22 protein-coding genes and 1 pseudogene are annotated in these 21,916 nt (G+C 63.8%); 15 read left to right on the forward strand and 8 right to left on the reverse strand.

From position 1 onward, the window contains the following. Positions 1-18: 18 nt before the first annotated feature. Positions 19-801 (forward strand): transporter substrate-binding domain-containing protein, encoded by a 783-nt coding sequence (locus UP06_RS08330; protein ID WP_045002012.1) that lies wholly within the window; start codon positions 19-21, stop codon positions 799-801. 11 nt (positions 802-812) lie between these two features. Here the strand turns inward: UP06_RS08330 and UP06_RS08335 are convergent, their stop codons facing one another. Genes UP06_RS08335 through UP06_RS08350 form a run of 4 tightly spaced genes read right to left on the reverse strand, consistent with a single transcriptional unit; the run spans position 813 to position 4,136 of the window. Then, entirely contained in the window at positions 813-1,553 is a 741-nt protein-coding gene (locus tag UP06_RS08335) for an IclR family transcriptional regulator (RefSeq protein WP_045002013.1), read from the reverse strand. Positions 1,554-1,586: 33 nt separating this feature from the next. After that, complete coding sequence (locus UP06_RS08340) at positions 1,587-2,438, reverse strand: HpcH/HpaI aldolase/citrate lyase family protein (RefSeq protein ID WP_045002237.1); 852 nt, start codon at positions 2,436-2,438, stop codon at positions 1,587-1,589. After that, the gene (locus UP06_RS08345; RefSeq protein WP_349509926.1) at positions 2,438-2,917 is read right to left on the reverse strand and encodes a MaoC family dehydratase; all 480 of its coding nucleotides are present in this window, start codon (positions 2,915-2,917) and stop codon (positions 2,438-2,440) included. Before UP06_RS08345 ends, UP06_RS08340 begins: the two co-directional genes overlap by 1 nt. 16 nt (positions 2,918-2,933) lie before the next feature. Then, positions 2,934-4,136, reverse strand: a complete 1,203-nt coding sequence (locus UP06_RS08350) for a CaiB/BaiF CoA transferase family protein (protein WP_045002016.1) — start codon at positions 4,134-4,136, stop codon at positions 2,934-2,936. Positions 4,137-4,362: 226 nt separating this feature from the next. Here UP06_RS08350 and UP06_RS08355 point away from each other — a divergent pair, with 226 nt between their 5' ends. From UP06_RS08355 to UP06_RS08375, 5 genes and pseudogenes are all read left to right on the forward strand, one after another. Continuing rightward, positions 4,363-5,388 (forward strand): TRAP transporter substrate-binding protein, encoded by a 1,026-nt coding sequence (locus tag UP06_RS08355; RefSeq protein ID WP_045002018.1) that lies wholly within the window; start codon positions 4,363-4,365, stop codon positions 5,386-5,388. Positions 5,389-5,418: 30 nt separating this feature from the next. Further along, positions 5,419-5,973, forward strand: a complete 555-nt coding sequence (locus UP06_RS08360; protein ID WP_156162842.1) for a TRAP transporter small permease — start codon at positions 5,419-5,421, stop codon at positions 5,971-5,973. A gap of 12 nt (positions 5,974-5,985) precedes the next feature. Then, positions 5,986-7,275 carry a TRAP transporter large permease gene (locus UP06_RS08365; RefSeq protein WP_045002019.1) on the forward strand — a complete coding sequence of 430 codons (1,290 nt, stop codon included), beginning with the start codon at positions 5,986-5,988 and terminating at the stop codon, positions 7,273-7,275. Positions 7,276-7,315: 40 nt separating this feature from the next. Continuing rightward, positions 7,316-8,482 (forward strand): acyl-CoA dehydrogenase family protein, encoded by a 1,167-nt coding sequence (locus UP06_RS08370; RefSeq protein WP_045002021.1) that lies wholly within the window; start codon positions 7,316-7,318, stop codon positions 8,480-8,482. Positions 8,483-8,513: 31 nt separating this feature from the next. Next, positions 8,514-9,742: pseudogene (locus tag UP06_RS08375) on the forward strand (acetyl-CoA hydrolase/transferase family protein). A gap of 1 nt (position 9,743) precedes the next feature. On the opposite strand, the gene UP06_RS08380 reads toward UP06_RS08375, so the two are convergent. From UP06_RS08380 to UP06_RS08390, 3 genes are all read right to left on the reverse strand, one after another. Further along, positions 9,744-10,280, reverse strand: coding sequence for a hypothetical protein (locus UP06_RS08380; RefSeq protein ID WP_045002022.1), 537 nt, complete (start codon positions 10,278-10,280; stop codon positions 9,744-9,746). A 12-nt stretch (positions 10,281-10,292) separates the two neighbouring features. Continuing rightward, a complete protein-coding gene (locus UP06_RS08385; protein WP_045002023.1) occupies positions 10,293-11,612 on the reverse strand; it encodes a hypothetical protein in 1,320 nt (439 codons plus the stop codon). A 91-nt stretch (positions 11,613-11,703) separates the two neighbouring features. After that, positions 11,704-14,118: a hypothetical protein gene (locus UP06_RS08390; protein ID WP_045002024.1), complete on the reverse strand. Its 2,415-nt coding sequence runs from the start codon at positions 14,116-14,118 to the stop codon at positions 11,704-11,706. Positions 14,119-14,631: 513 nt separating this feature from the next. Here UP06_RS08390 and UP06_RS08395 point away from each other — a divergent pair. Both UP06_RS08395 and UP06_RS08400 read left to right on the forward strand, forming a co-directional pair. Continuing rightward, positions 14,632-15,330: an RNA polymerase sigma factor gene (locus UP06_RS08395; RefSeq protein WP_045002025.1), complete on the forward strand. Its 699-nt coding sequence runs from the start codon at positions 14,632-14,634 to the stop codon at positions 15,328-15,330. 141 nt (positions 15,331-15,471) lie between these two features. Then, positions 15,472-16,296: a flagellin gene (locus tag UP06_RS08400; RefSeq protein ID WP_045002027.1), complete on the forward strand. Its 825-nt coding sequence runs from the start codon at positions 15,472-15,474 to the stop codon at positions 16,294-16,296. Here the strand turns inward: UP06_RS08400 and UP06_RS41970 are convergent. After that, on the reverse strand, positions 16,293-16,466 hold the full coding sequence (locus tag UP06_RS41970; protein WP_245305437.1) for a hypothetical protein: 174 nt from the start codon (positions 16,464-16,466) through the stop codon (positions 16,293-16,295). The genes UP06_RS08400 and UP06_RS41970 overlap by 4 nt on opposite strands. Here UP06_RS41970 and fliD point away from each other — a divergent pair. The 7 genes from fliD (at position 16,444) to UP06_RS08435 (ending at position 21,916) form a co-directional block, all read left to right on the forward strand. Then, positions 16,444-18,078, forward strand: coding sequence for a flagellar filament capping protein FliD (gene fliD, locus UP06_RS08405; RefSeq protein ID WP_245305438.1), 1,635 nt, complete (start codon positions 16,444-16,446; stop codon positions 18,076-18,078). The two genes, UP06_RS41970 and fliD, sit on opposite strands and share 23 nt — an antisense overlap. Next, positions 18,078-18,518: a flagellar export chaperone FliS gene (locus UP06_RS08410; protein ID WP_045002031.1), complete on the forward strand. Its 441-nt coding sequence runs from the start codon at positions 18,078-18,080 to the stop codon at positions 18,516-18,518. The genes fliD and UP06_RS08410 overlap by 1 nt, the downstream gene beginning before the upstream one ends. Before the next feature lie 160 nt (positions 18,519-18,678). Beyond that, positions 18,679-18,951 carry a hypothetical protein gene (locus tag UP06_RS08415; protein ID WP_045002033.1) on the forward strand — a complete coding sequence of 91 codons (273 nt, stop codon included), beginning with the start codon at positions 18,679-18,681 and terminating at the stop codon, positions 18,949-18,951. A 252-nt stretch (positions 18,952-19,203) separates the two neighbouring features. Next, positions 19,204-19,872 carry a flagellar hook assembly protein FlgD gene (locus tag UP06_RS08420; protein ID WP_045002035.1) on the forward strand — a complete coding sequence of 223 codons (669 nt, stop codon included), beginning with the start codon at positions 19,204-19,206 and terminating at the stop codon, positions 19,870-19,872. Positions 19,873-19,903: 31 nt separating this feature from the next. Continuing rightward, complete coding sequence (flgE, locus tag UP06_RS08425; protein ID WP_045002036.1) at positions 19,904-21,169, forward strand: flagellar hook protein FlgE; 1,266 nt, start codon at positions 19,904-19,906, stop codon at positions 21,167-21,169. Positions 21,170-21,172: 3 nt separating this feature from the next. Continuing rightward, the gene (locus UP06_RS08430) at positions 21,173-21,433 is read left to right on the forward strand and encodes a hypothetical protein (RefSeq protein ID WP_045002038.1); all 261 of its coding nucleotides are present in this window, start codon (positions 21,173-21,175) and stop codon (positions 21,431-21,433) included. Positions 21,434-21,442: 9 nt separating this feature from the next. Further along, positions 21,443-21,916, forward strand: a complete 474-nt coding sequence (locus tag UP06_RS08435) for a hypothetical protein (RefSeq protein WP_045002040.1) — start codon at positions 21,443-21,445, stop codon at positions 21,914-21,916.

Raw genomic sequence — 21,916 nt, forward strand, 5'->3', positions numbered from 1 at the left:
TCGAGCCCCGAGGTGCAGATGTTGCGGTATGTTGTGATAGCCACGTTGAGCCTCGCCTTTGCCGTCGCCGGCGCAAAGGCCGAAGGTGCGAGCGACATTGCACCCACGGGATCGCTTCGCGTGGCGGTGGCCGTTGGGCCCGCGACGTCGGCGTTCTGGAGCACGCGCGATCCGGTGACGGGCAAGCCACGCGGCGTCACCGTCGAGCTCGCCAAGGCCGCCGCGGACAAGCTGCACGTTCCGCTGCAACTCGTCGAATACCAGAGCTCCGACGAGATTGCCGCAGCGAGCGGCAAGGACGTCTGGGACCTCTCCTTCATGCCGGCGGACGCCAAACGCGAGCCGTTCGTCGACCAGGGACCCGCTTATGTCGCGTATCTAAGCGGCTATCTCGTGCGCGCGGGCTCGGACATCCGCTCCGTTGCCGATGTCGACCGCGCCGGGATGCGGGTCGGCTGCATCGAGGGGACGTCAACCTCACGTACGGTCGAGAAGTCGCTGAAGCAGGCCAAGCTGACAAAGTTCGTGAAGCCGGAAGAGGCGGCCGAACTGATCGGCAAGGGCGAGCTCGATGCGCTTGCGATGGGCATGGGCGCGTTGGAGGATATTTCGCGAAAGTTGCCGGGAACCAAGGTGCTGGACGAAGTGATCCAGTCGACCGGCGTGGTGGTGGTCGTTCCCAAGGGCAAAGCCGTGGCGAAGGCCTGGGCCGCGCATTTCCTCGATGAAGCCAAGGCTGATGGCACGGTCCGTCGCGCGCTCGATGGCGGCGGATTTACCGGCGACAAGGTCGCGCCGTAGGGTTTCGCGCCTTACGCCGCTGCCTTTGGCCGCAGCCGATCGACTGTCCGCGCGATCAGCGCAGCGACCTCCTGAACCCTCGGGCCGATGCGAAATTCCGGACCGGCCACGACAACCGAGAGCCTGCGTCCGCCGATCGGCAACGGGATCGCCGCGCCCGCGAGGTCGCGGCTGTAGTCGCCAAAGCTTTGGCAGAAGCCGCGATCGATCGAATTGCGCAGCTCCGCTTCGACCGCATCGATGCTGATCGGCGTCGACGGGCCGTATTGCTTGAACTCGATCTTGCGGTAGACGGAGTCGCGCTCTTCCTGCGAATATTGCAGCAGCAGCGCGCGGCCGCTGGCGGTGGCGTGGATCGGCACGCGGTGGCCGATGGTCGCGAAATAGCGGATCGCGGCCTGGGATTCGACGACGTCGATGAACACCGCCATCACGCCGGCCGGCGCCACGATCGAGGCGGTCTCGCCGGTTTCCGCCGAGAGATCAGCGACCAGCGTGTGCGTCCAGGGCGGCAGCGGCTCGACCTCCGAGATCATCTGCGCCATCGCCAGCAATCGCGGAGTCGGATAGAATCCGGCGCGCGGCCGCGGCTCATAGAGATAGCCCTTCTCCGACAGCGTCGCGAGCAGGTTGAAGGTCGACGAGCGCGGCCAGCCGAAATGATCGGCGATTTCCGCAAGCGTCGCCGGCTTCCTCGTTTGCGCGAAGAATTCCATGATCTCCAGGACGTTTGCAGCTTGGCGAACGATCATGATGGGTCCCGTCTGGCGCGACGCGCGATCTCTCTACGGTTGGCCGAGGATTTTCTTCGCGGCGCGAAGATGTGGCTTGTCGATCATCTGGCCGTCGAGCCGCAGCGTGCCGGAGTTTGGATTGTTCGCGAACGCCGCGATCACCTTCTCCGCCCAGCTGCGCTCGGCTTCCGTCGGCTCGAATGCCGCATTGACCACGTCAACATGTTTGGGGTGAATCAGCGCCTTCGCCGAGAATCCGTCGCGCCGCGCGGCGCGTGTTTCCTGCTCAAGACCTGTCAGATTGTCGATGTCGGTATAGACGGTGTCGATCGGAGCAACTTCGGCAGCAGCCGCCGCCATCAGGCAGAGATCGCGCGCGAGGCGATAGGGACTGTGGAATACGCCGCCCGAAGCCTTCTCGGTGGCGCCGAGCGACGCGGAGAGATCTTCCGCGCCCCACATCAGGCCGGCGAGGCGAGGGGAGCAACCTTTATAGCTGCCGAGTCCGAAGATTGAGCTGGCGGTCTCCGTCGCGACGCAGACGATACGCGTCGCACCGACCGTGATGTCAGACGCAGCTTCCAAAGCTTCCAGCCAGGTCGCGACCTGCCGCACATCGTCGCCGCCTTGCGATTTCGGCAGCACGATACCGTCGGGTTTGCCCGGCATCACCGCGGCGAGGTCGGCGAGCGTCATGCCGGTGTCGAGCGCGTTGACGCGGACATAGAGCTGGTGGGGGCCGCGAGAGCCCTTCAGCATCGTCAGTGTCAGCCCGCGCGCCTCCGCCTTCTTCTCGGTGACGACGGAATCCTCGAGATCGATGATCAGCGCGTCGGCCTTGCCTTCGCTCGCCTTCTCGAATTTACGCGGGGAGTCGCCCGGCACGAACAGCATCGAACGCATCAGACCGGCCTCTTGTGCATCATCGCCATACGGCGGCATTTGCCGACGATGTCGTCGTTCTGGTTCAAGGCGTGGTGTTCGAACTCGACGATGCCCGCCTTGGGGCGTGATTTGGATTCCCGTAACGAAAGCACCTTCGTCGTCGCCCGCAACGTGTCGCCATGGAAGACCGGTTTTGGGAAAGTGACGTCGGTCATGCCGAGATTGGCGACGGTGGTGCCCATGGTCGTATCATAGACCGTCATGCCGATCATGATGCCGAGGGTGTAAAGGCTGTTGAAAATGCGCTGGCCAAACTCGGTCTGGGCCGAGAAATGCGCATCGATGTGCAGTGGCTGCGGATTGAGCGTCAGCAGGCTGAACATGGTGTTGTCCATCTCCGTGACGGTCCGGGTCAGCGGATGCCTGAACTCCTGGCCTACGGAAAATTCCTCGAAATAAAGTCCGGCCATCGCGGTTTCCTCCCTGTGTCCTGCGATTTGGCTGGCGCTGCGCTTAGGGCGGCGCCGCCAGGTGAACTGCCTTCTGCTCTGCGAGCTTTTCGATCTCCTCAGTCGAGAAGCCGGCCTCGGCCAAAATGTCGCGGCCGTGCTGGCCGAGCGTCGGCGCGGGGCCGGCCGGTTCCGGTTGGGTCACGCTCCAGGTCGAGGGCACGCGCATCTGGCGGATGCGGCCTTCCACGGGGTGATCCACCGTCCTGAAGAAGTCGATTGCCTGGAGATGCGGATCCTCAAGGATCGTTTCCAGCGTATGCATCGGCATCACCGGAATGTCGGCGCGTTCCAGCAGTTCGCGCCACTCCGCGGTGGTGCGGGTGAGGAAGATGTGGCCGATTTCCTCGTAGATCTCGTCGATATGTTTTGTGCGCGCGGCATGGTTGGCAAAGCGGGGCTGCTGCAAAAATTCCGCCCGGCCGATCGCCTCGAAGAAGCTGCGCCAATGCTTGTCGTTGTAGACGAGGACGCAGAGATAGCCGTCGCTGGTCTTGTAGGGTTTTCGATAGCGCGAGAGCAGGCGGGCATAGCCGCCATAGTCGAGCGGCGGATCGTAGGTGAGCCCACCGAGATGATCGACCAGCACGAACTCCGTCATCGATTCGAACATCGGCACGTCGATGCGCTGGCCGATGCCTGTGCGGCTCTGATGCATCAGCCCGCCCATGATGGCGTTGACCATCATCAGGCCGACAATGCGGTCGGCGATGGTGACGGGAACGTAGCGCGGCGTGCCGTCACCGGCGGCCGCGAGCAACGTGGGAATGGTCGCCGCGCCCTGGATCAGATCGTCGTAAGCGGGCTTCGCGGCATAGGGGCCGGACTGGCCGTAGCCGAACGCGCCGACATAGACGAGGGCGGGGTTGATCGCGGCCAGCGTCTCGTAGTCGAGGCCGAGCCGCGCCATCGCCTGCGGGCGCACATTGTAGACAAGTGCGTTGGCGCGCTTGGCCAGCCGCAGCAGCGTGTCGCGGCCCTCCGGCTTTTTGAGATCGAGCACGATGCTGCGCTTGCCGCGATTGGCATTGAGAAACATCCCGCCCATGCCGGGCGTGCGCCCGGGGCCGATCTGGCGAACGATATCGCCCTCGGGGCTCTCGACCTTGATGACCTCCGCGCCCATGTCCGCCAGCACCTGGGTGCCGTAGGGGCCCATCAGCACGGAGGTCAGGTCGAGAATGGTGAAGCCGGCGAGCGGTCCCATGGGGCCTCGTGGAGTGAATTCACATATGTGGAGTTAGAATTCATAAATCGTGCGTGTCAATTCGGGATCGCGCTTTGCGACGCATAGCCCCATGCATAGTTCATATACTTGACAGATAAATTCACATATATGTACTTTTATCTCAAGCAAGAATTGGAGTGAGGGCCGGACGGCAGGCAGCAGCAGGCTGCCGCCTTCGGCGTGGGGATGCGTCAAGGAGAAGCCAATGAAGACGAATCTGGTCCGGGTTGCCGCACTGCTCGCGTTTTCGCTGCCGGTCTCGACACTGTCGGCGCAGGCGCTGGAGCTGAAGGTCGCCGACAGCTTCCCCGCTGGCCACTATCTCGTCCGCCTGATGCTGAAGCCCTGGATGGACGACGTCACCAAGCGCACCAATGGCGCGGTGACCTTCACCTATTATCCGAACCAGCAGATCGGCAAGGCAGCCGACATGCTGCGGCTGACACAATCCGGCGTGGTCGATATCGGCTACATCGGCCCGTCCTATGTCTCCGACAAGATGCCGCTGTCTGAAGTCGCGCAATTGCCGGGCGCATTCCAGACCAGCTGCCAGGGCACGCTCGCTTATTGGAAGACCGCGCGCGAGGGCGTGCTGGCCAAGCAGGAATATGCATCCAACAAGATCAAGCTGCTGATGGCGGTGGTGCTGCCGCCCTATCAGGTGTGGACCGTCAAGTCGAAGGTCGAGACCACCAAGGACATGCAGGGCCTGAAGCTGCGCACCACCGGCGGCGCGCAGGATCTCACACTGCGCGCGCTCAATGCCGTGCCGGTGCGCATGGCCGCGCCGGACGCCTATGAATCGCTGTCGCGCGGCACGATGGACGGTCTCTTGTTCCCGCTCGACAGCGTCGTGGCCTATGGCCTCGACAAGCTGGTCAAGCACGCCACCGAAGGCGTCAGCTTCGGCAGCTTCATCGTGGCCTATTCCATCAACCAGTCGGTCTGGGACAAGCTGCCCGACGACGTGAAGACCGCGATGAATGAGGCCTCCGAAGCGATTACGCCGCAAGCCTGCGCCGGCGTTGAAAAAGAAGGCGAAGTCACCAAGAAGCAGATGCAGGACGAAGGCGTCAGCTTCGATCCGCTGCCGGAAGCCACGCGCGCCGAGATGAAGGACAAGCTCAAGGGCGTCGGCCAGGAATGGGCCAGCGGTCTCGACAGCCGCGGCAAGCAGGCGTCCGCCGCGCTCAAGGAGTTCGAAGGCTTGCTCGCCGCCGGCAGCAAGTAATTCGGGATCGGAACAGGGGAGGCGCGCGAGGTGATCAAACGGGCAGGGGATGTGCTCGGCACGCTGGAACGCGCGCTGACAGTGATCGCGGTCGTGTTCATGTTCGTGATCATGATGCTGGTCGTGACCGACGTGTTCATGCGCTATGCGCTGAACCGTCCGTTTTCCTTCACCTATGATCTGATCGGGCTCTATCTCCTCGCCGGCGTGTTCTTCTTCACGCTGTCGGATGCCTTGCGCGAGCATGTCCATGTCGGTGTCGACATTCTGCTGTCGCGCTTCTCGCCGGCGGGACGACGGCTCTCCGAGATCATCACGGCGCTGGCCGGCCTGTTCGTGTTCGTCCTAATCTGCAAAGTTGGATTCGAGCGCGCGCTGGAGAATTACGAGCAGCATGATGTGCTCTCCGGCGCCATTCCCTGGCCGACCTGGATCTCCGCGGCGCTGGTGCCGCTCGGCTGCGGCGTGCTGGTGCTGCGGCTGTTGCTCCAGCTCATCGGCAATGTGCTGAGCCTTCTGAGCGGTCGCGATCTCTATCCGCTGCCGCCGGTCACCGGCGTCGGCGAAGCGCGCGGCTTTGAGTAACGGCGGATATCCATGACACCTCTCATCGTTCTCGCTTTGCTGTTTGGCCTGCTCGCGCTCGGCACGCCCGTGGGCTTCGCCATGGCCTTTTCCGGCTCGGTTGGCCTCGTCATGGTCGGCGGCTTCCCGACACTGTTCGGCATCCTGGAAACAGCTCCGCTCTCCACCGTCTCGTCCTATGAGCTGATCACCATCCCGATGTTCCTGCTGATGGCGGATCTCGTGCTGCTGTCGGGCGTCGCAGACGATTTGTTCAAGACGGCCTCGGCCTGGGTCGGCCGCGTTCCCGGCGGGCTCGGCATGGCGACGGCGCTGGCCGGCGCCGGTTTTGGTGCGATCTGCGGCACCTCGACGGCATCAGCCGCGACGCTGTCCTCGACCAGCCTGCCGGCGATGATCCGCCAGGGTTACGAGCCGAAGATGGCCGCAGGCGTCGTTGCGATCTCCGGCACGCTGGCGATGCTACTGCCCACGAGTGTGGCGCTCGTCATCTTCGGCCTGCTCGCCGAGGTAAATATCGGCAAGCTGCTGATCAGCGGAATCATCCCGGCGATCCTGGTCACCTTCACCATCATGGCCACGATCTATTTCCTGGTCTGGCAGGATCCCTCGCGCGCGCCGACCGCGAAATCGGTGCCGTGGCGGGAAAAGTTCGCGCTGCTGTGGCAGGTCTCGCCGATGGTGGTGCTGTTCTCGATCGTGACCGGCACGATCTATCTCGGTGTGGCGACACCGACGGAGGCTTCCGCCTTCGGTGCGTTCGGTGCCTTCCTGCTCGCGATCGTCAAGGGCAAGATCACGCCGTCCTCGCTCTACAAGACGCTGCTGCGCGCCAGCCACGGCACCTGCATGATCATCATGATCCTGGTCGGTGCCTCGATCTTCGGCTACTTCTTCACGCTCACCCATGTGACGCAGGACCTCGTCGCCTGGGTCGGCTCGCTTCCGGCCTCGCGCTGGGTGATCATCACGCTGATTCTGTGCGGCTATATCGTGCTCGGCTCCTTCATGGACCAGATCGCGATCCTGGTGCTGACCGTGCCGATCGTGCTGCCGCTGATCAAGACGCTCGGCTTCGACCCCATCTGGTTCGGCGTCATCAAGATCGTCACCGCCGAGGTCGGCATGATCACGCCGCCAGTGGGGCTGAACTGCTTCATCGTCGCCCGCTATGCCAAGCGACCGGTCGCTGAAGTCTTTCACGGCACTTTCCCGCACTTCATTGCGCACCTGTTCGTGATTGCGATTCTGGTGGCGTTTCCCTCGATCATTCTCTGGCTGCCCTCGCAGATGGGGCGCTAAGGTCGGAGCCCTCGGGGCTCCCAATAAGGAGATCAACAACATGGATTTCGCGCTCACCGATCAGCAGGAAGCCATTCGCGACGCCATCGCAAAAATCTGCGAAGGCTTTCCCGACGCCTATTGGCTGAAGAAGGACCACGACGGCGGCTTCCCGCACGATTTCCACAAGGCGCTGGCAGATGCCGGCTGGCTTGGCATTTGTGTGCCGGAAGCCTATGGCGGCTCCGGTCTCGGGATCACCGAAGCGGCGATCATGATGCGCACCATCGCTGAATCCGGCGCGGGCATGTCCGGCGCCTCCGCGGTGCATATCAACGTGTTCGGGCTCAACCCCGTCGTCGTGTTCGGCACCGAGGAGCAGCGAAAGCGCATGCTGCCGCCGATGGTCGAGGGCCGCGAGAAGGCGTGCTTCGCCGTCACCGAGCCCAACACCGGCCTCAACACCACCCAGCTCAAGACCCGTGCCGTCGCCAAGAACGACCGCTACATTGTCAACGGCCAGAAGGTCTGGATCTCCACCGCGCAGGTTGCGCACAAGATCCTGCTGCTGGCGCGCACCACGCCGCTGGAAGAGGTGCGCTCGCCGACGCATGGTTTGAGCCTGTTCTATACGGATTTCGACCGCAAGAAGATCAAGGTCCACGAGATCGAGAAGATGGGCCGCAAGGTCGTCGATTCCAACGAGCTGTTCTTCGAGGACTTTGAAATCCCGATGGAGGATCGCATCGGCGAAGAGGGTAAGGGATTTCAGTACATCCTCGAAGGCATGAACCCCGAGCGCATCCTGATCGCGGCCGAAGCGGTGGGCCTCGGTAAGGTCGCGCTGTCGCGCGCCAGCGAATATGCCAAGACACGTGTTGTGTTCAACCGCCCGATCGGCAAGAACCAGGGCATCCAGCATCCGCTCGCGGTGAACTGGGTGGAGCTCGAGGCCGCCTGGCTGATGGTGATGTCGGCCGCCTGGCAGTACGACAAAGGCATGCCCTGCGGCGCTGCCGCGAACGCCGCAAAATATCTGGCGGGCGAGGCCGGATACCACGCCTGCGAGCAGTCGGTGATGACCCATGGCGGCTTCGGCTATGCCAAGGAGTTCCACGTCGAGCGTTACATGCGCGAGAGCCTGATCCCGCGCATCGCCCCGGTCAGTCCGCAGCTTGCGCTGAGCTTCATCGCGGAAAAGGTGCTCGGACTGGCGAAGTCTTATTAGTCTTCGCGCAGACCGTTCGGCAGGATCGACGATGCTTGGAGACACCACGCCGATCGATTTTTCCGGCCTGATCCGGGAGGGCGACCGCGTCGTGTGCGGGCAGGCGACGGCGGAGCCGCTGACGCTGACCGAAGCGCTGGTTGCCCAGGCTGAGCATCTGCCTGCGTTTCGGGTGACGGTCGGGCCGATCTTCTCGCAGACGTTCTCCGCGGCCTGCGCGCTTAACATCTCGTTTCAGAGCTATGGCGTGATCGGCAATGCCCGGCGGCTCGCCAAGGCCGGGCGGCTCGACGTGATCCCGAGCAACTACAGCGCCTTCTGCGCCGACTTCGCCTTGGGACGCCACAAGGCGGATGTCGTTCTGGTGCAACTCGCGGAGTCCGGCGACGGCCGGCTGAGCGCGAGTCTTTCCAACGACTATGTCATCGATGCCGCACGCGGTGCGCGCATGGTGATTGCCGAGATCAATCCGGATGCGCCCTGGACGTTCGGGGCGGAATGGCCCACGGACGCACCGATCCATGTGCGCATAGCCGCTAGCCGCCCGCCGGTTGAATTGGCGTCGCCGCCGCTCGATGACATCTCCCGGCGCATCGCCGCGCATGCGGCCAGCCTGATCTCCGACGGAAGCACGCTCCAGTTCGGCGTCGGCCGGATTCCGGACGCGATCCTGTCGTCGCTCTCGCATGTACGCAATCTCGGCATCCATTCCGGCCTGATCAACGACGCCGTCGTCGATCTGATCGAGCGCGGCGCGGTGACGAATGCGGAGAAGGGGATCGATGCCGGGATCACGGTCACCAACCAGGTGATTGGCACGCAGCGGCTCTACCGCTTCGTGCATGAGAACAAGGCGGTTGCGGTGCGACCGACGTCCTATACGCACGGCCAAGGCGTGATGGCGCGGATCAACCGGCTGGTCGCGATCAACTCGGCGCTTCAGGTCGGGCTCGATGGCAGCGTGAATTCCGAGACGCTGAATGGGATTGCAATCGGCGCCATCGGCGGGCAGCTCGATTTTGTGCGCGGCGCCAATGCATCTCCGGGGGGAAGGGCGATCATCGCGCTGCCGGCGACGGCCTCGGACGGCACCAGCCGGATCGTCGCTGATGTCGAGACCGTGACGCCATCGTGACCGAATGGGGCATCGCCGAGCTGCGCGGCTGCGGCCTTGCCGAACGCGCACGCCGCATGATCGCGATCGCGGCGCCCGAGCACCGTGACGTGTTGTCGGCGCAGCTCCGCGGCTCTCCGCGCTAGCTCAGTTCATCATCGCGAGCGTCGGACGCTGGCTCTCGCTGGAGCCGATGATGGCGGGGAGATCCGTCGCTTCGCCGGCGATCATGCCTGACATCTGCCAGAACAGGTGAGCCAGGCGGGAGAACACCAGCCGTTCGCGCTCGGCAGGAACGGTGCCGTCGGGGATCGTCACGGTTTCCAGACCGACCACCTTCTTGAAGTCCGGCCAGATCGTCATCGACTGCGCGATGACGGAGTAGCAGCGCGGATCCTCATCGCTCTCGTCGGGTGCCGGTGGCAGGCCCGGATATTGCACCGGCGCCGCGTAGAATTTGTAGGCGCCATAGCCGAGCTGGAGCAGGAATTTTTCGGAGACGGCGACATCGTTGGCAAAGGATACCAGCCGCGCCTCGCTCAGCACGTCGGGGTCGATCGCGCTGAGGTCGGACGCGCGTAGCGCGGAGCAGAAGGCGAGCTCGCGATGGTGTTCTCTGAGCAAATTGGCCAACGGCTGCTGCTGTTGCACGGTGTCGGTGAGCAGGATGATGGTCTTGAGCATCTGTGATGTCCCTCAGGGGAAGAGGTGGCGAGCAGTCATGACCGCATCGTCGGATGCGTGGGCGGCGAAGAAGTCGTTGGCGATACGCTGTCCCGGTGCGATCTCCAGGATGCGGTAACGCGCCAGCGCCGCGGCGTCGCGCGCGGCGCCGACGTCGTCCTGCCAGGCGCAGAGCGACAGCTCCAGCCGACCGTAGCCACCGCAATCGGTGGCGTAGGCGCCGGTCACGGCCTCCACGGTGGCGGCGACAGCGCCCGCGTCGCTGGCCGAGATATCGCGCAGAATCACGGAGATGCCGTTGCGGGTCTCGGCTTTCGACGTCATCACCATAAAGGCATCGCGGGCGCCGGTGCGGCCGGCGCGGCGGGGCGCGCGAACGAGGCCTGCGAAGGCCGGATCAGGCCCGAGCTCCAGCGTCGTCGTCTGCTGGTCATGCAAGATCGTGGCACGCATTGCGCCGAGATCGCCCTTCAGCGCGTGATAGGATCGCGGCAGCCATACGGTGTCGAGCGGCACCTGCGACGAGGTCAGGCTCCAGGCCTGGTCGAGCAGATAGCCTTCCCAGATCGCAGGGTAAGATGCGGCGAGCTGCTGCCAAGTGCGCAGCAGCATCTCGGCGCCATTGGAGCGGCCGAGATAGAGCGTGCGTGCCGACATCTCCCAGCGGTTCCATTTGTGGAGCGCGACATCGCAGCCGAGGAACGACGGCAGCAGTGGCGGCTCGCGCAGCACGGCGCCGGCCTCCACGAACAGCAGCGGCTCGCGGTACTTGTTCCACATCCGCAGCATGAACTCGGCTTTCTCGAAGCAGAGGATGCGGTCGCCGAGCTGGGTATCGATCGGCTCGATATGACAGGCGAGATCGAACCGCTCGAGCGAGTGCCGGAGTGCGAAGGCCGCAGTCGTGTCGCCGCCGCGCGGGTAGCAGGAGACGATCCGCGGGCGAACAGCCGACTTATCGGCCGCAGCGAGGAACTTCGACCAGCCGATGCCGCCCCACCACATCTCATGCGGGCCGTCGGCGCCGCAGGGGCCGACGGTGCCGAACTCGGTCAGCTTGGACTTGAGGAAATCGAAGCCGGGATTCTCGCTGAAGGGAATGACGACGGCACAGCCGGGATTGAGCGAGCGGTAGAACAGCTCGGCCGCCGCGCCGCTTGGCGGCTCCTTGAGGATGATGATGCCGCTTCGCCGTCCGTCGGTGTTCTCGTCCAGCGTCGGCGCGCCGTACTGGCCGATCAGCCAGCCCAGGCGATCGTGCTGGGCCCGGCCGAGCCGGATGCCGCCGGCTTGCAGCAGACGATCAAGGTTTGCGTGCGTCCCGTCCGTCAATTCTGTGCCCCCTCGCGTCGCCAGCGCTCGGATTCCAAACCTTGGATTCCAGCCTTGGACTTCAACGGCCGGGGCGGCGCGATCAGGCGCACTATTTGAGGCTGGACCCGAGCGGGGTAATCGCGACCGAATAGACGGCGAAGTCCTGCGTCATCGGGGCGACCGGGATCAGCAGGCAGGCGTCCTCGTTCTCGCTGCGATAATGCGCGCCGTTCCGCTGTACACCGGCATGGACCAGGCTCTCGGCGGCGATGCTGGTCACATCCTGGCTCTCGGTGGCGTCGCGGACGTCGTCGCCAGATTGGATGGTCACGCCATGAAGCAGGCCTTCCGGGGCGAATTTCGGCAGCGGGAGCGCGATCGTGGCGATGCCCATGGTGCGCAAGAGGGGAATGCGCAGGCGTAATTCGCCGAGGCCGGTGTGGTGGACGGACACACTCTCGAGTGCCGCTTCGCCATTTGCGCGGAACAGACCGATCTGAACCGCGCCGCAGGGGCTTTCTTCAAAGACATTCGCCGGCAGGCGGTTGGCGCCAAACAGCGTATAAAGATAGGCATAGGACGGCGACAGGCGGGCAAAGCTGCCCGCGAGCCACATTGGCGGTGCAGCCGACGCGCAGGCGGCAGAAAGGCCGCGGGCGGTGATCTGATTGCGGACGAAGTCGACGTCGAGCATCGGCGCCAGCGCATGCGTCCCGAGATTGACGTCATGCTTCAACTCGCCGAGCAGCGCCAGCTCGTCCTCGTCAGGCAACAGCAACAGCCGCGCCAGCGTTGCCGTGCACCAGCGTGCGGCGATTTCGCGCGCCTCATAAGGGCTGAGACAGAAGTCGAGCGCGACATCCTCGGCGCTGTCTGCAAAGGCGACGGCGCCGGCCTGGATCTCCGCGGCAAGCACGATCTGGCTTGCCGGGCGCGGATTGATCTCACGCAACACCTGGTCGCCGTCATAGTCCCGGACCGAGCCATCGGCGGAGCAGCAGATCTGTTCCAGGAGCGCGATGTTGCGGATCAGCATGCGCTTGATGTGTGGCGTCACCACGAAGTCCGAGATGAAGCCTGCCGCGGTGTCGTCGTCGGCGACATCGTCGAACGCGTCGTCGAGCGAAATTAGATAGGCGCCGTGGAGGCGGATCTCGAGGCCCGCCAGGTCGAAGACGCGGCGCAACGCCTTCTGCACGCTGCCGGAATAACCGAGATCGGCAAGTACGAGGTCGGTACACTCGTCGAAACCGGGGATCGTGTGGCGCAGATAGGCAAGCAACCGCGCGCGCAGAGCCGCGGCAAGCTCGACAATCTGGCTTGCGTCCATCAGCTCGGGCAGCGCCTCGGCGATCTCCGGACCAGTCACGATGCCGTCGGGCGATGTCGCGAAGAACGCGGCGACCTCCGGCGGCAGGATCTTGATCATGTCGCGGAACGTCGGCGCATCGATCTTCAGGATCTTGGCGAGGAGATCGACGAGCGGCTGCATAGTATCGGCCGAGGCGATCAGGCTGACGCGCCGGTTGATCTCGAGATAGGCCGATGTCGTTCCGTGCAACTCCTGCCAGATCCGGTGCGACAGAAATCCGTCGCGGCCGAGGAAGGCGAGGGCGACCTTTCGGCCGGGGCCCGCAACCTCATCGCAGCGCCGGGCGATGAAGGCGTCGAATGTCGTCATCACCGGGCCGATCACGGTCATGCCAAGGTGAAAGGCAGGCGACTTCTCGGCGTTGCCCGCGGCGACCATGCGCCGCAAGGTGCGCGCGCCGTGATCGAGCCGCGACGGAGCGCCCTCGCATAGGAGCTCGAACACCGCAGTCTCGCGCTGGAATTTCGACGCGAGCTGCGGCGTGGCCTGCGGATAATAGCGCGGCCGGATGCCGTGGCGCTTCGCGCCCCTGATGTCGGCCTTGTCGTTGTCACCGACGTGAAAGGACGCGCTCGCGTCGATGTCCTGCTCGGACAGGTATTTGGCGAACAGCGCCTCGCCTTTGCCGCTGCCGTGGTCGCAGGATGCATACAGGAAGTCCCACGTCAGCCCGGGGCGGCAGGCCCGCAACAGCCGCGCAAGTCGATCGGAATCCCAATAGGTGTCGGAGATGAATCCGACGCGGTGGCCGGCGCGCTTAATGTCTAGATATTGCCGAAGCATGTCCGGGTTGGCGCGGCAGAGCTCGAGCTCGGCCGAAAACTCTGATTCGGCCAGATCGTTCAGATCGCGGCGCTTAAGGCCGAACAGCCTGAACGGAAAATAGGAATAGATTTCATCGATGTGGACTTCGCTCGCGCCGCGCTTGTCCTTTGCGGTCCCGCGCGCGCGTGCTTCGGCCTGGATGCGATGCTGAACGAAACTCGCAGAAACATTTGGACAAGTTCTTGAAATGCCAGAAAGCTCGTAAGTCCTTTCAAATACGCCATCTGGTGTCGTGCAGGCGCGCAACAGAAATGTATCGAAAACATCGAACGACCAAGCAGAAACAATTTGCGCGCGGCGCTCGAGGCCGGTCGTTGCGATCGTCATGCCAAGATTCCCCGCCCATCAGAGCGATTAACGTTCGTATTCGCCATGTCAGGCGCCACAACGACGAAAAAAGTTCACGCGCGATTCAAAAACGTATTCGTTACGACTGACAGATTCAAAAAAATCGCTAGGTTCGAAAAAGGTGATTCGGAAAAAATTGCCGAGTGCGGAAGTCGTCTCGCGTTCATTCACATTCGGAAACAATCGCTTCTTGATGCGCTGCGCGCGTGTCGCGTTTGGTCACCTAGTGCCGCGTAATGTCAGCGTTTTCTCTCACGTACATCTGTTCAGGATGGATGATCCGCCATGGCGCGAGACGATGTGATGATTGCAGGTGTGATGCGCGAGAGAAGCGCGCAGTCGGCAATTATTGCCCGATGCTCGGCAAAAGATACCGGCTAACATCTTGAAAAATAACAAAAATTCTCCGCCTGGATTGTTTTGGCCCCGCGTTCAACGCCTGGAAGCCGTGTGGCATGTGCGCCGCTGGCATTGCGGGTTGGAGGTTGCGGGATGAGTTACGCTGCTGATGTCTGGGCTCCCGCCGAGGCCGAGATCACGACGACGGTGCCGGCTGAAGAGATCGTGCCGGTGATGCCGTCGGTGCCGCTCGCGCCGGATTGCACGCCGGTCGCCGCCGAAATTGTCTTCGACGAAGACAGCGAACTCCTGGACAGGCTTGCCACCGGCGATGAGGCGGCGTTCCGCATGCTGGTCGAGCGCCACATCGATCGCGCCTACGCAATCGCGCTGCGCATCGTCGGCAACGCGGCGGATGCCGAGGACGTGGTGCAGGACACCATGCTCAAGATCTGGAGCCATCGCGGACGCTGGCAGCACGGCCGCGCCAAATTCTCGACCTGGCTCTACCGCGTCATCTCCAATCGCTGCATCGATCTGCGCCGCAAGCCGCGCACCGAGAATGTCGACACCGTGCCGGAAGTCGCCGACGGCCAGCCGGACGCCGCTGATATCATCGAGCGCAACGAATTGAACAGCATGCTGGAGCTCGCGATGCAGCGCCTGCCCGAGCAGCAGCGCATCGCGGTGATCTTCTCGTACCACGAGAGCATGAGCAACGGCGAGATCGCCCAGGTGATGGACACCACGGTGGCCGCCGTGGAGTCGCTGCTCAAGCGCGGGCGCCAGCAGCTTCGTCAACTCCTGCGCAAGCACGAGCGCGACATCCGCACCGCGTTTACCGATTGCTAACCATAAAATTGGCCCTGCGAAAATTTTCGCGCCTGATCTCCTTGCGCTCCATCGTTTGAGCGAACGGACGGGGCTGCGGTCCGCGTCGTCAATCGTCTTCAACGATGCGGCACGTGATGCCCATCAGCACAGGAGCCTCCAATGCCCGCAATTTCCACCAACACCGCGGCGAACTCCGCGGTCCGCTACCTCAACATCAACTCCGCGCAGGAGAGCAGCGCGCTCGCCAAATTGTCGAGCGGCTCGCGCATCACCTCGGCCTCCGACGACGCCGCCGGTCTCGCGATTTCCACCCGCATCTCGTCGGACGTTACCACCCTCCAGCAGGCCGCGACCAACGCTTCGCAGGCGACCGCGATCCTCCAGACCGCCGATGGCGGCGCCTCGAACATCTCGGACATCCTGGCGCGCATGAAGTCGCTGGCCTCCGAGTCGGCGTCGGGCACCACCACCGACTCCAGCCGCACCTACATCCAATCGGAATTCTCGCAGCTCACGAGCGAAATCGATTCCATCGCGACGGGCACGCGCTATTCCAGCCAGAGCCTGCTCGACGGCACCAGCGTGTTCTCCTCGGGCGTCTCGGTCCTGGTCGGCTCCTCCGGCTCCGACACCATCACGATCACGCTGTCAAGCCTGACGGCGTCGACGCTCAACGTGTCCTCGCTCGACGTCACCACACTGTCGGACGCGGCCTCGGCGCTGGACACGCTGGACTCCGCGATCGACACTGTCTCGGCCGCCCGCGCCAGCATCGGCGCGCAGGAATCGCGGTTCAACTTCTCGTCCGACTCGATCTCGACCCAGACCGAGAACCTGCAGTCCGCGAACTCGGCGATCAAGGACGTGGATATTGCGTCCGAGCAGGCCACGTTGTCCTCGGCCGAAGTGAAGACCCAGGCCGCGGTGTCGGCCGAATCCGCGGCGAACCAGATGCCGCAGTACCTGCTCAAGCTGCTCGGCTAAGGCGCGGGGCCTGACGAACGTCCTACCGGGCCGGCTTGATGCCGGCCCGGCACTCTTCGCGATGGATCGGGCAGCAAAGTGACCAGCGTCAGTTCGAGCACCAGCAGCACGGCGGCGACCAGCTCGAGCACGTCGAGCGCCTCCTCGGTGACCACGACCGGCACCACCACGTCGACCAGTCTCGACTGGAGCGCGCTGATCACGGCGGCGGTGGACGCCAAGCTCACCCAGGCGACCACGATCTCGACCACGATCACCAACAACGAGGCCAAGGTCACCGCCTACCAGGCGCTCCAGACCGGCCTCTCGACGCTGTCGAGCGGGCTGTCCTCGCTCGCGACCGCGGTCGTCAATTCGCTCGCAACCAACGTTTTTGCCACGCGCGCGGCGACCATCAGCTCGACCGGCGACGTGAGCGCATCCTCGGCGCTCTCCATGTCGGTCAGCAACGGCGCGGCGACCGGCGATCATACGCTGACGATCAGCCAGATCGCGACAGCACAGAAGGTGCTTGGCTCCTCGCAGTCGAGCGAGACCAGCGAGCTCGGCTATTCCGGTACGTTCTCCCTCGGCCTTGCGGGCGGCAGCACGGCCGATATTACCGTCGACAGCACGATGTCGCTTCAGGACATCGTCGACACCATCAACGCCCAGACCTCGACCACCAATGTCCAGGCCTCGATCGTCCAGGTGTCGAGCGGGTCCTACGAGATGGTGTTGACGGGGACCGAGGATGCCGCCGACATCAGCTATTCCAGCACGTCCGGCGACGACATCCTGAACAAGCTCGGGGTGACCGACAGCTCGGGCGCATTTTCTGACGTGTTGCAGACATCTCAGGCGGCCGAGTTCACCCTCGACGGCATCTCGATGACCCGCGATACCAACGACATCACCGACGTGCTCACGGGCGTGACCTTCAATCTGCTTCAGGCGACACCGAGCGGAACATCGCTCAACATCAGCATCGAGCCCGACAGCAGTCAGATCGAAACGGCGGTCCAGACGTTCGTCACCAACTACAACACGTTTCGCGATGCGGTGATCGCCCAGCAGGCGACCGGTTCGGACGGTACGGCGGATTCGAGTGCAGTCTTGTTCGGCGACGGCACCATGCGCGACATCATGGATACGCTCCAGAATGCCATGAACAGCACCGTCGGCGGCCTCACCATGGCCGACCTCGGCCTGTCCTTCAACGAGAACAACGAGCTCGAGCTCGACACCTCGACGTTGTCGGACATCCTCAGCACGAATCTGAGCGGGGTCACCACGCTCTTGTCGGCGCAGACCAAGACCTCGTCGAGCCAGCTCACCGTCGTCAACACCGGAACGTCGCCGCAATCCTTCACCGTGGATATCTCGGTCGATTCCTCCGGTAACCTGTCCTCGGCCTCGATCGGCGGCGATTCGTCGCTGTTCACCGTCAACGGCACCTCGATCATCGGCAATTCCGGCACGGCCTATGCCGGCATGGCCTTCACCTATTCGGGCTCGACGTCGCAGTCGATCACGGTGACCTCGACCTCCGGTCTCGCCACGCAGGTCTATCAGATCGCCAAGAATTACTCGTCGAGCTCGGGCGCGTTGCAGACGCTGATCACCAACCTGACGGACCGCGACAGCGATCTCCAGCAGAAGGTCGATGACATCGACAGCGCTGCGTCCGCCTACCAGGCGCAGCTCCAGGTCCAATACGCGAATTACCAGGCCGCGATCGAGAGCGCCAACAACACGCTGACCTATCTCAAGGCCTTGCTTAACTCCAGCTCGAGTAGTTGATGATGCATAATCCGATGGCGTACATGGCCAATCAGGCCTATCGGGGCGTGGCAACCAGCGTGCCGCCGCTGAAGGCGATCTCCATGCTGCTCGGCGGCGCGATCACCTTCCTCCAGAAGGCGCTGACCGCGCAGGAAGCGCGGCGCTTCGAGGAGGGGCACGAGCACCTGATGAAGGCGACCGCGATCCTGCGCGGCCTCAGCCACAATCTCGACTTCGCCAAGGGCGGCGCGGTGGCCGAACGGCTGTTCCAAACCTACAACGCCCTCATCCTGGCGAGCCTGAAGGCCTATGGTCGTCCGCACGCGCGCGAAAGCTTTCGGCGGATCATCGCGGGGCTGACCGAGCTTCGGGAGGCCTGGGAGTCCGTCGACACGACGGTGCGGGGTGCCAAGCCCGCACCCGGTGATTCGTCTCGCAAGGGCCACGGAAGCCCTTAGCGTCCCCCGACCCTGACGGGCCGGCGATTGCCCGGGCGCGGTTTCGGCCGCTTTTCGCAAGGTTTTGCGCGGTTTTGGCGTGGGACACCGCGCAAATCCCGGTTTTCGCCGCGCCTGCAATGCTTTATGACGAGCCTGACCGAGGTGGGATCGGCGGGCGATGGACGTCACTGAGTTTGAGGAACTGATCGACCGGCTGGGCGAGGATCTCTCGCTCTGGCCCGACGACCGGCGCTTGCCTGCCGAAGAGCTGCTTGCGCGATCCTCCGCCGCCCAAGCCCTGCTGGAAGAAGCCCGTACTTTGCGCCGCGCACTCGCCGCGCCTCCGGTGCGGGCGCCCGCAGGCCTCGCCGACCGCATCGTCGCCGCTGCCGCAAAAATGAAGAGCGACACCGCCGAGCCGCGCACGGAAGGCGAGACGGCGGGGAGCTGAACTTCTCTACCGCTGACATTCTGATCCGCAGCACGACTAAGCGCGCGCCGTCGCAAGCGACCGGCTGCGCTTTTTCGTAAGCGCGCCTTCAGCAATGCCGCGCACGGCAGATTTTGCCTAATCGAAAGCGATTTTCGCGCGGGTGAATCCGCGCCTGAATTCATACGCCCACGCGTTTCATCAGCACACAGATTTCAAGCGCCGCCGGCCGACATCCCTGTCGCCGGCGGCGCGGGAAAGCCGGAGTTTCTGATGACGACAGTTTCCGCAACGAGTTCTGCCTCGACAGCCACGACGACGTCATCGTCGTCGAGCACGTCGTCCAGTTCGACGCTGACCTCGAGCGATTTCCTGAGCCTGCTCGTCAGCGAGCTTCAGAACCAGGATCCCCTGAACGCGACCTCGACCACCGACTTCATCAACCAGCTCACGTCTTACGCCAATTTCAGCCAGCAGCAGTCGATCAACTCCAACCTGACTTCGCTCTCCAGCTCGTTCTCGAGCCTCGTGACGCTGAACTCGGTCAACTATATCGGCCACACGGTCGAGGCGAAGACCGACACGTCGACCTTGAGCAACGGCTCGGCGACGTTCGGTTACTCGCTGTCCTCGGCCGCTTCCGACGTCGCGATCACCGTCAAGGATTCCTCGGGTAACACGGTCTACACCGGCACCGGCACCGGGAATTCCGGCTCCAACACCTTCACCTGGGACGGCAAGAATTCCAGCGGTACCCAGCTCACTGATGGTGGCCAATACACCATTTCGGTGACCGCGACGGATTCCGCCGGAAACTCGGTGCTCAACTACACGACGATCACCGGCACCGTGACGGGCATCGACACTTCGACCTCCACGCCGTCGCTGACCGTGAACGGCGTCTCCGTCAGCGCCGCAAACATCATCGGCGTCACGTCCTGATCTTACGTCCCGATCTCTCTGGAGTTTCATCATGAGTCTCACCGGTGCATTGTCCTCGGCGATCTCGGCGCTCAGCGCGCAGAGCCAATCCCTGTCGATGATCAGCGACAACATCGCCAATACCAGCACGACGGGGTACAAGACGACCTCGGCGATGTTCGACGACCTCGTCACCGCGTCGAGCAACACGACCTCCTATGCCTCGGGCGGTGTCACTGTCTCTGGTCGCGCCAACATCACCCAGCAAGGCCTGCTCGCGGCAACCTCCAACGCCACCGACGTCGCCATCCAGGGCTCGGGCTTCTTCGTGGTGACCAGTGCCACGTCGGGCGGCACCGTCTCCTACACCCGCAACGGCGCCTTCTCGACCGACAACGCCGGCTATCTCGAGAACAACGGCAGTTACCTGGAGGGATGGCGTACCGATTCGGACGGTAACGTCGTCGGCAATGAGTCGGCGAGCAACTTGCAGGCCATCAACACCCAGGTCGCCTCGACCAGCGGCAGCGCCACGACCAAGACCACGATTGCGGCCAATTTGCCGTCGGATGCCGCAACCGGCGACATCTATACCAGCTCGATGACCGTCTACGACTCACTTGGCGCTGCGAACTCGATGCAGGTCACTTGGACCAAGACCGGGACCAACGCCTGGAGCGCGAGCTTCGCCGATCCGACCTCGACCTCGGATACCACGACTGCGACAGGCACGACCAGCAGCACGGTCGATATCACCTTCAACAGCGACGGCTCGCTTGCCAGCACCAGCCCAAGCCCGGCAACCGTCGCGGTCACGGGTTGGACCGATGGCGCCGCCGACAGCACGATCACGATGAATCTCGGCACGGTCGGAGGCACCGACGGTCTGACGCAATACGCCTCCGGCGAGACGACGCCCACCGTCAACGTCACCAGCATCGACTCGGACGGCCTGTCCTACGGCAAGCTGTCCAGCATCGCGATCGGCAAGAACGGCGTGGTCGACGCCACCTATTCCAACGGCCAGACCATTGCGATCTACAAGATCGCGGTGGCGACCTTTGCCGATCCAACCGGGCTTTCCGCCGCCAGCGACGGACTCTATTCCGCGACCGTGACGTCGGGGAATGCGGCCTTGCAGGCGTCCGGCGAGAACGGTGCGGGCACGATCTATGGCAGCGAGCTGGAATCCTCAACCACCGACACCTCCAGCCAGTTCTCGAGCATGATCTCGGCACAGCAGGCCTATTCGGCGGCGTCCCAGGTCATCTCCACCGTGGACAAGATGTACGACACCCTGATCTCGGCGATGAGGTGAGCGATGCGCGGTGAGGAAGCCAAGGCTACCGGAGAGGCGCTGCTGCGCCGGCTGCGGCGGCTGGTGGCGCGGGCCGCGACCGTCAAGGGCAGCGACCGCAAGCAATTGCTCGCGCTGCTCGACGATTTCGAGACGACCCGCCGCGGCCTGTTGAAGGAATGCACGGAGGTCGAGGGCGAGATGAGGCAGGCAACCGTCAGGACGATCGCGATCGGCGCGTATTTGCGCAACTCGCAGGCCGGTCGCGGCAAACGGCATAATTAGAAGAAGGCGATGACCATGAGTGTAGCCAAAGCCAACAGCCAAGCCACGAAGACCAACGCCGCAACCGGCGACGCACAGATCAAGTCGCTGATCGCGCTGATCGACGTCCTGACCGCGCTGGTCGCGGAGGAGAATGCGGAGCTGGCCAAGGGTCTGCCGGCCTCCCGCTTGAAGCAGGTCGACGAGAAGAACCGGCTGGCCGAGATCTTCGAGCGGACCGTCGCCGAGTGCGCGGCCGGCACGACCACCCTGAACGTGCGGGACCGTCTCCTGCGCGAGCAGCTGCTGGAGCGGATCCTGAAGCTGCGCGCGGCGATGGACGAGAATCTGGTGCGCCTGCGCGCGGCGATCGAGGCCAGCAATCGCCGGATCGAAGCCGTCATGCAGGCGATCCGCGAGCAGATTGCCGCGGTGTCGCCTTATGGCGCCTCCGGCCGTGTCGCCGCGCGCGCCGTCTCCAGCGGCACCAGCCGTAGCGCCTGA

Source organism: Bradyrhizobium sp. LTSP857 (genome assembly GCF_000938285.1).
Lineage (GTDB): Bacteria > Pseudomonadota > Alphaproteobacteria > Rhizobiales > Xanthobacteraceae > Bradyrhizobium.

What these genes read in the sequence shown, in the direction of transcription:
- UP06_RS08365 (WP_045002019.1), top strand. Translation starts at nt 5,986, where the DNA reads ATGACACCTCTCATCGTTCTCGCTTTGCTGTTTGGCCTGCTCGCGCTC.
- UP06_RS08435 (WP_045002040.1), top strand. Translation starts at nt 21,443, where the DNA reads ATGACCATGAGTGTAGCCAAAGCCAACAGCCAAGCCACGAAGACCAAC.
- UP06_RS08370 (WP_045002021.1), top strand. Translation starts at nt 7,316, where the DNA reads ATGGATTTCGCGCTCACCGATCAGCAGGAAGCCATTCGCGACGCCATC.
- flgE (WP_045002036.1), top strand. Translation starts at nt 19,904, where the DNA reads ATGAGTCTCACCGGTGCATTGTCCTCGGCGATCTCGGCGCTCAGCGCG.
- UP06_RS08430 (WP_045002038.1), top strand. Translation starts at nt 21,173, where the DNA reads ATGCGCGGTGAGGAAGCCAAGGCTACCGGAGAGGCGCTGCTGCGCCGG.
- UP06_RS08415 (WP_045002033.1), top strand. Translation starts at nt 18,679, where the DNA reads ATGGACGTCACTGAGTTTGAGGAACTGATCGACCGGCTGGGCGAGGAT.
- UP06_RS08355 (WP_045002018.1), top strand. Translation starts at nt 4,363, where the DNA reads ATGAAGACGAATCTGGTCCGGGTTGCCGCACTGCTCGCGTTTTCGCTG.
- UP06_RS08340 (WP_045002237.1), bottom strand. Translation starts at nt 2,438, where the DNA reads ATGCGTTCGATGCTGTTCGTGCCGGGCGACTCCCCGCGTAAATTCGAG.
- UP06_RS08395 (WP_045002025.1), top strand. Translation starts at nt 14,632, where the DNA reads ATGAGTTACGCTGCTGATGTCTGGGCTCCCGCCGAGGCCGAGATCACG.
- UP06_RS08380 (WP_045002022.1), bottom strand. Translation starts at nt 10,280, where the DNA reads ATGCTCAAGACCATCATCCTGCTCACCGACACCGTGCAACAGCAGCAG.
- UP06_RS08420 (WP_045002035.1), top strand. Translation starts at nt 19,204, where the DNA reads ATGACGACAGTTTCCGCAACGAGTTCTGCCTCGACAGCCACGACGACG.
- UP06_RS08330 (WP_045002012.1), top strand. Translation starts at nt 19, where the DNA reads ATGTTGCGGTATGTTGTGATAGCCACGTTGAGCCTCGCCTTTGCCGTC.
- UP06_RS08400 (WP_045002027.1), top strand. Translation starts at nt 15,472, where the DNA reads ATGCCCGCAATTTCCACCAACACCGCGGCGAACTCCGCGGTCCGCTAC.
- UP06_RS08390 (WP_045002024.1), bottom strand. Translation starts at nt 14,118, where the DNA reads ATGACGATCGCAACGACCGGCCTCGAGCGCCGCGCGCAAATTGTTTCT.
- UP06_RS08410 (WP_045002031.1), top strand. Translation starts at nt 18,078, where the DNA reads ATGATGCATAATCCGATGGCGTACATGGCCAATCAGGCCTATCGGGGC.
- UP06_RS08350 (WP_045002016.1), bottom strand. Translation starts at nt 4,136, where the DNA reads ATGGGACCGCTCGCCGGCTTCACCATTCTCGACCTGACCTCCGTGCTG.
- UP06_RS08335 (WP_045002013.1), bottom strand. Translation starts at nt 1,553, where the DNA reads ATGATCGTTCGCCAAGCTGCAAACGTCCTGGAGATCATGGAATTCTTC.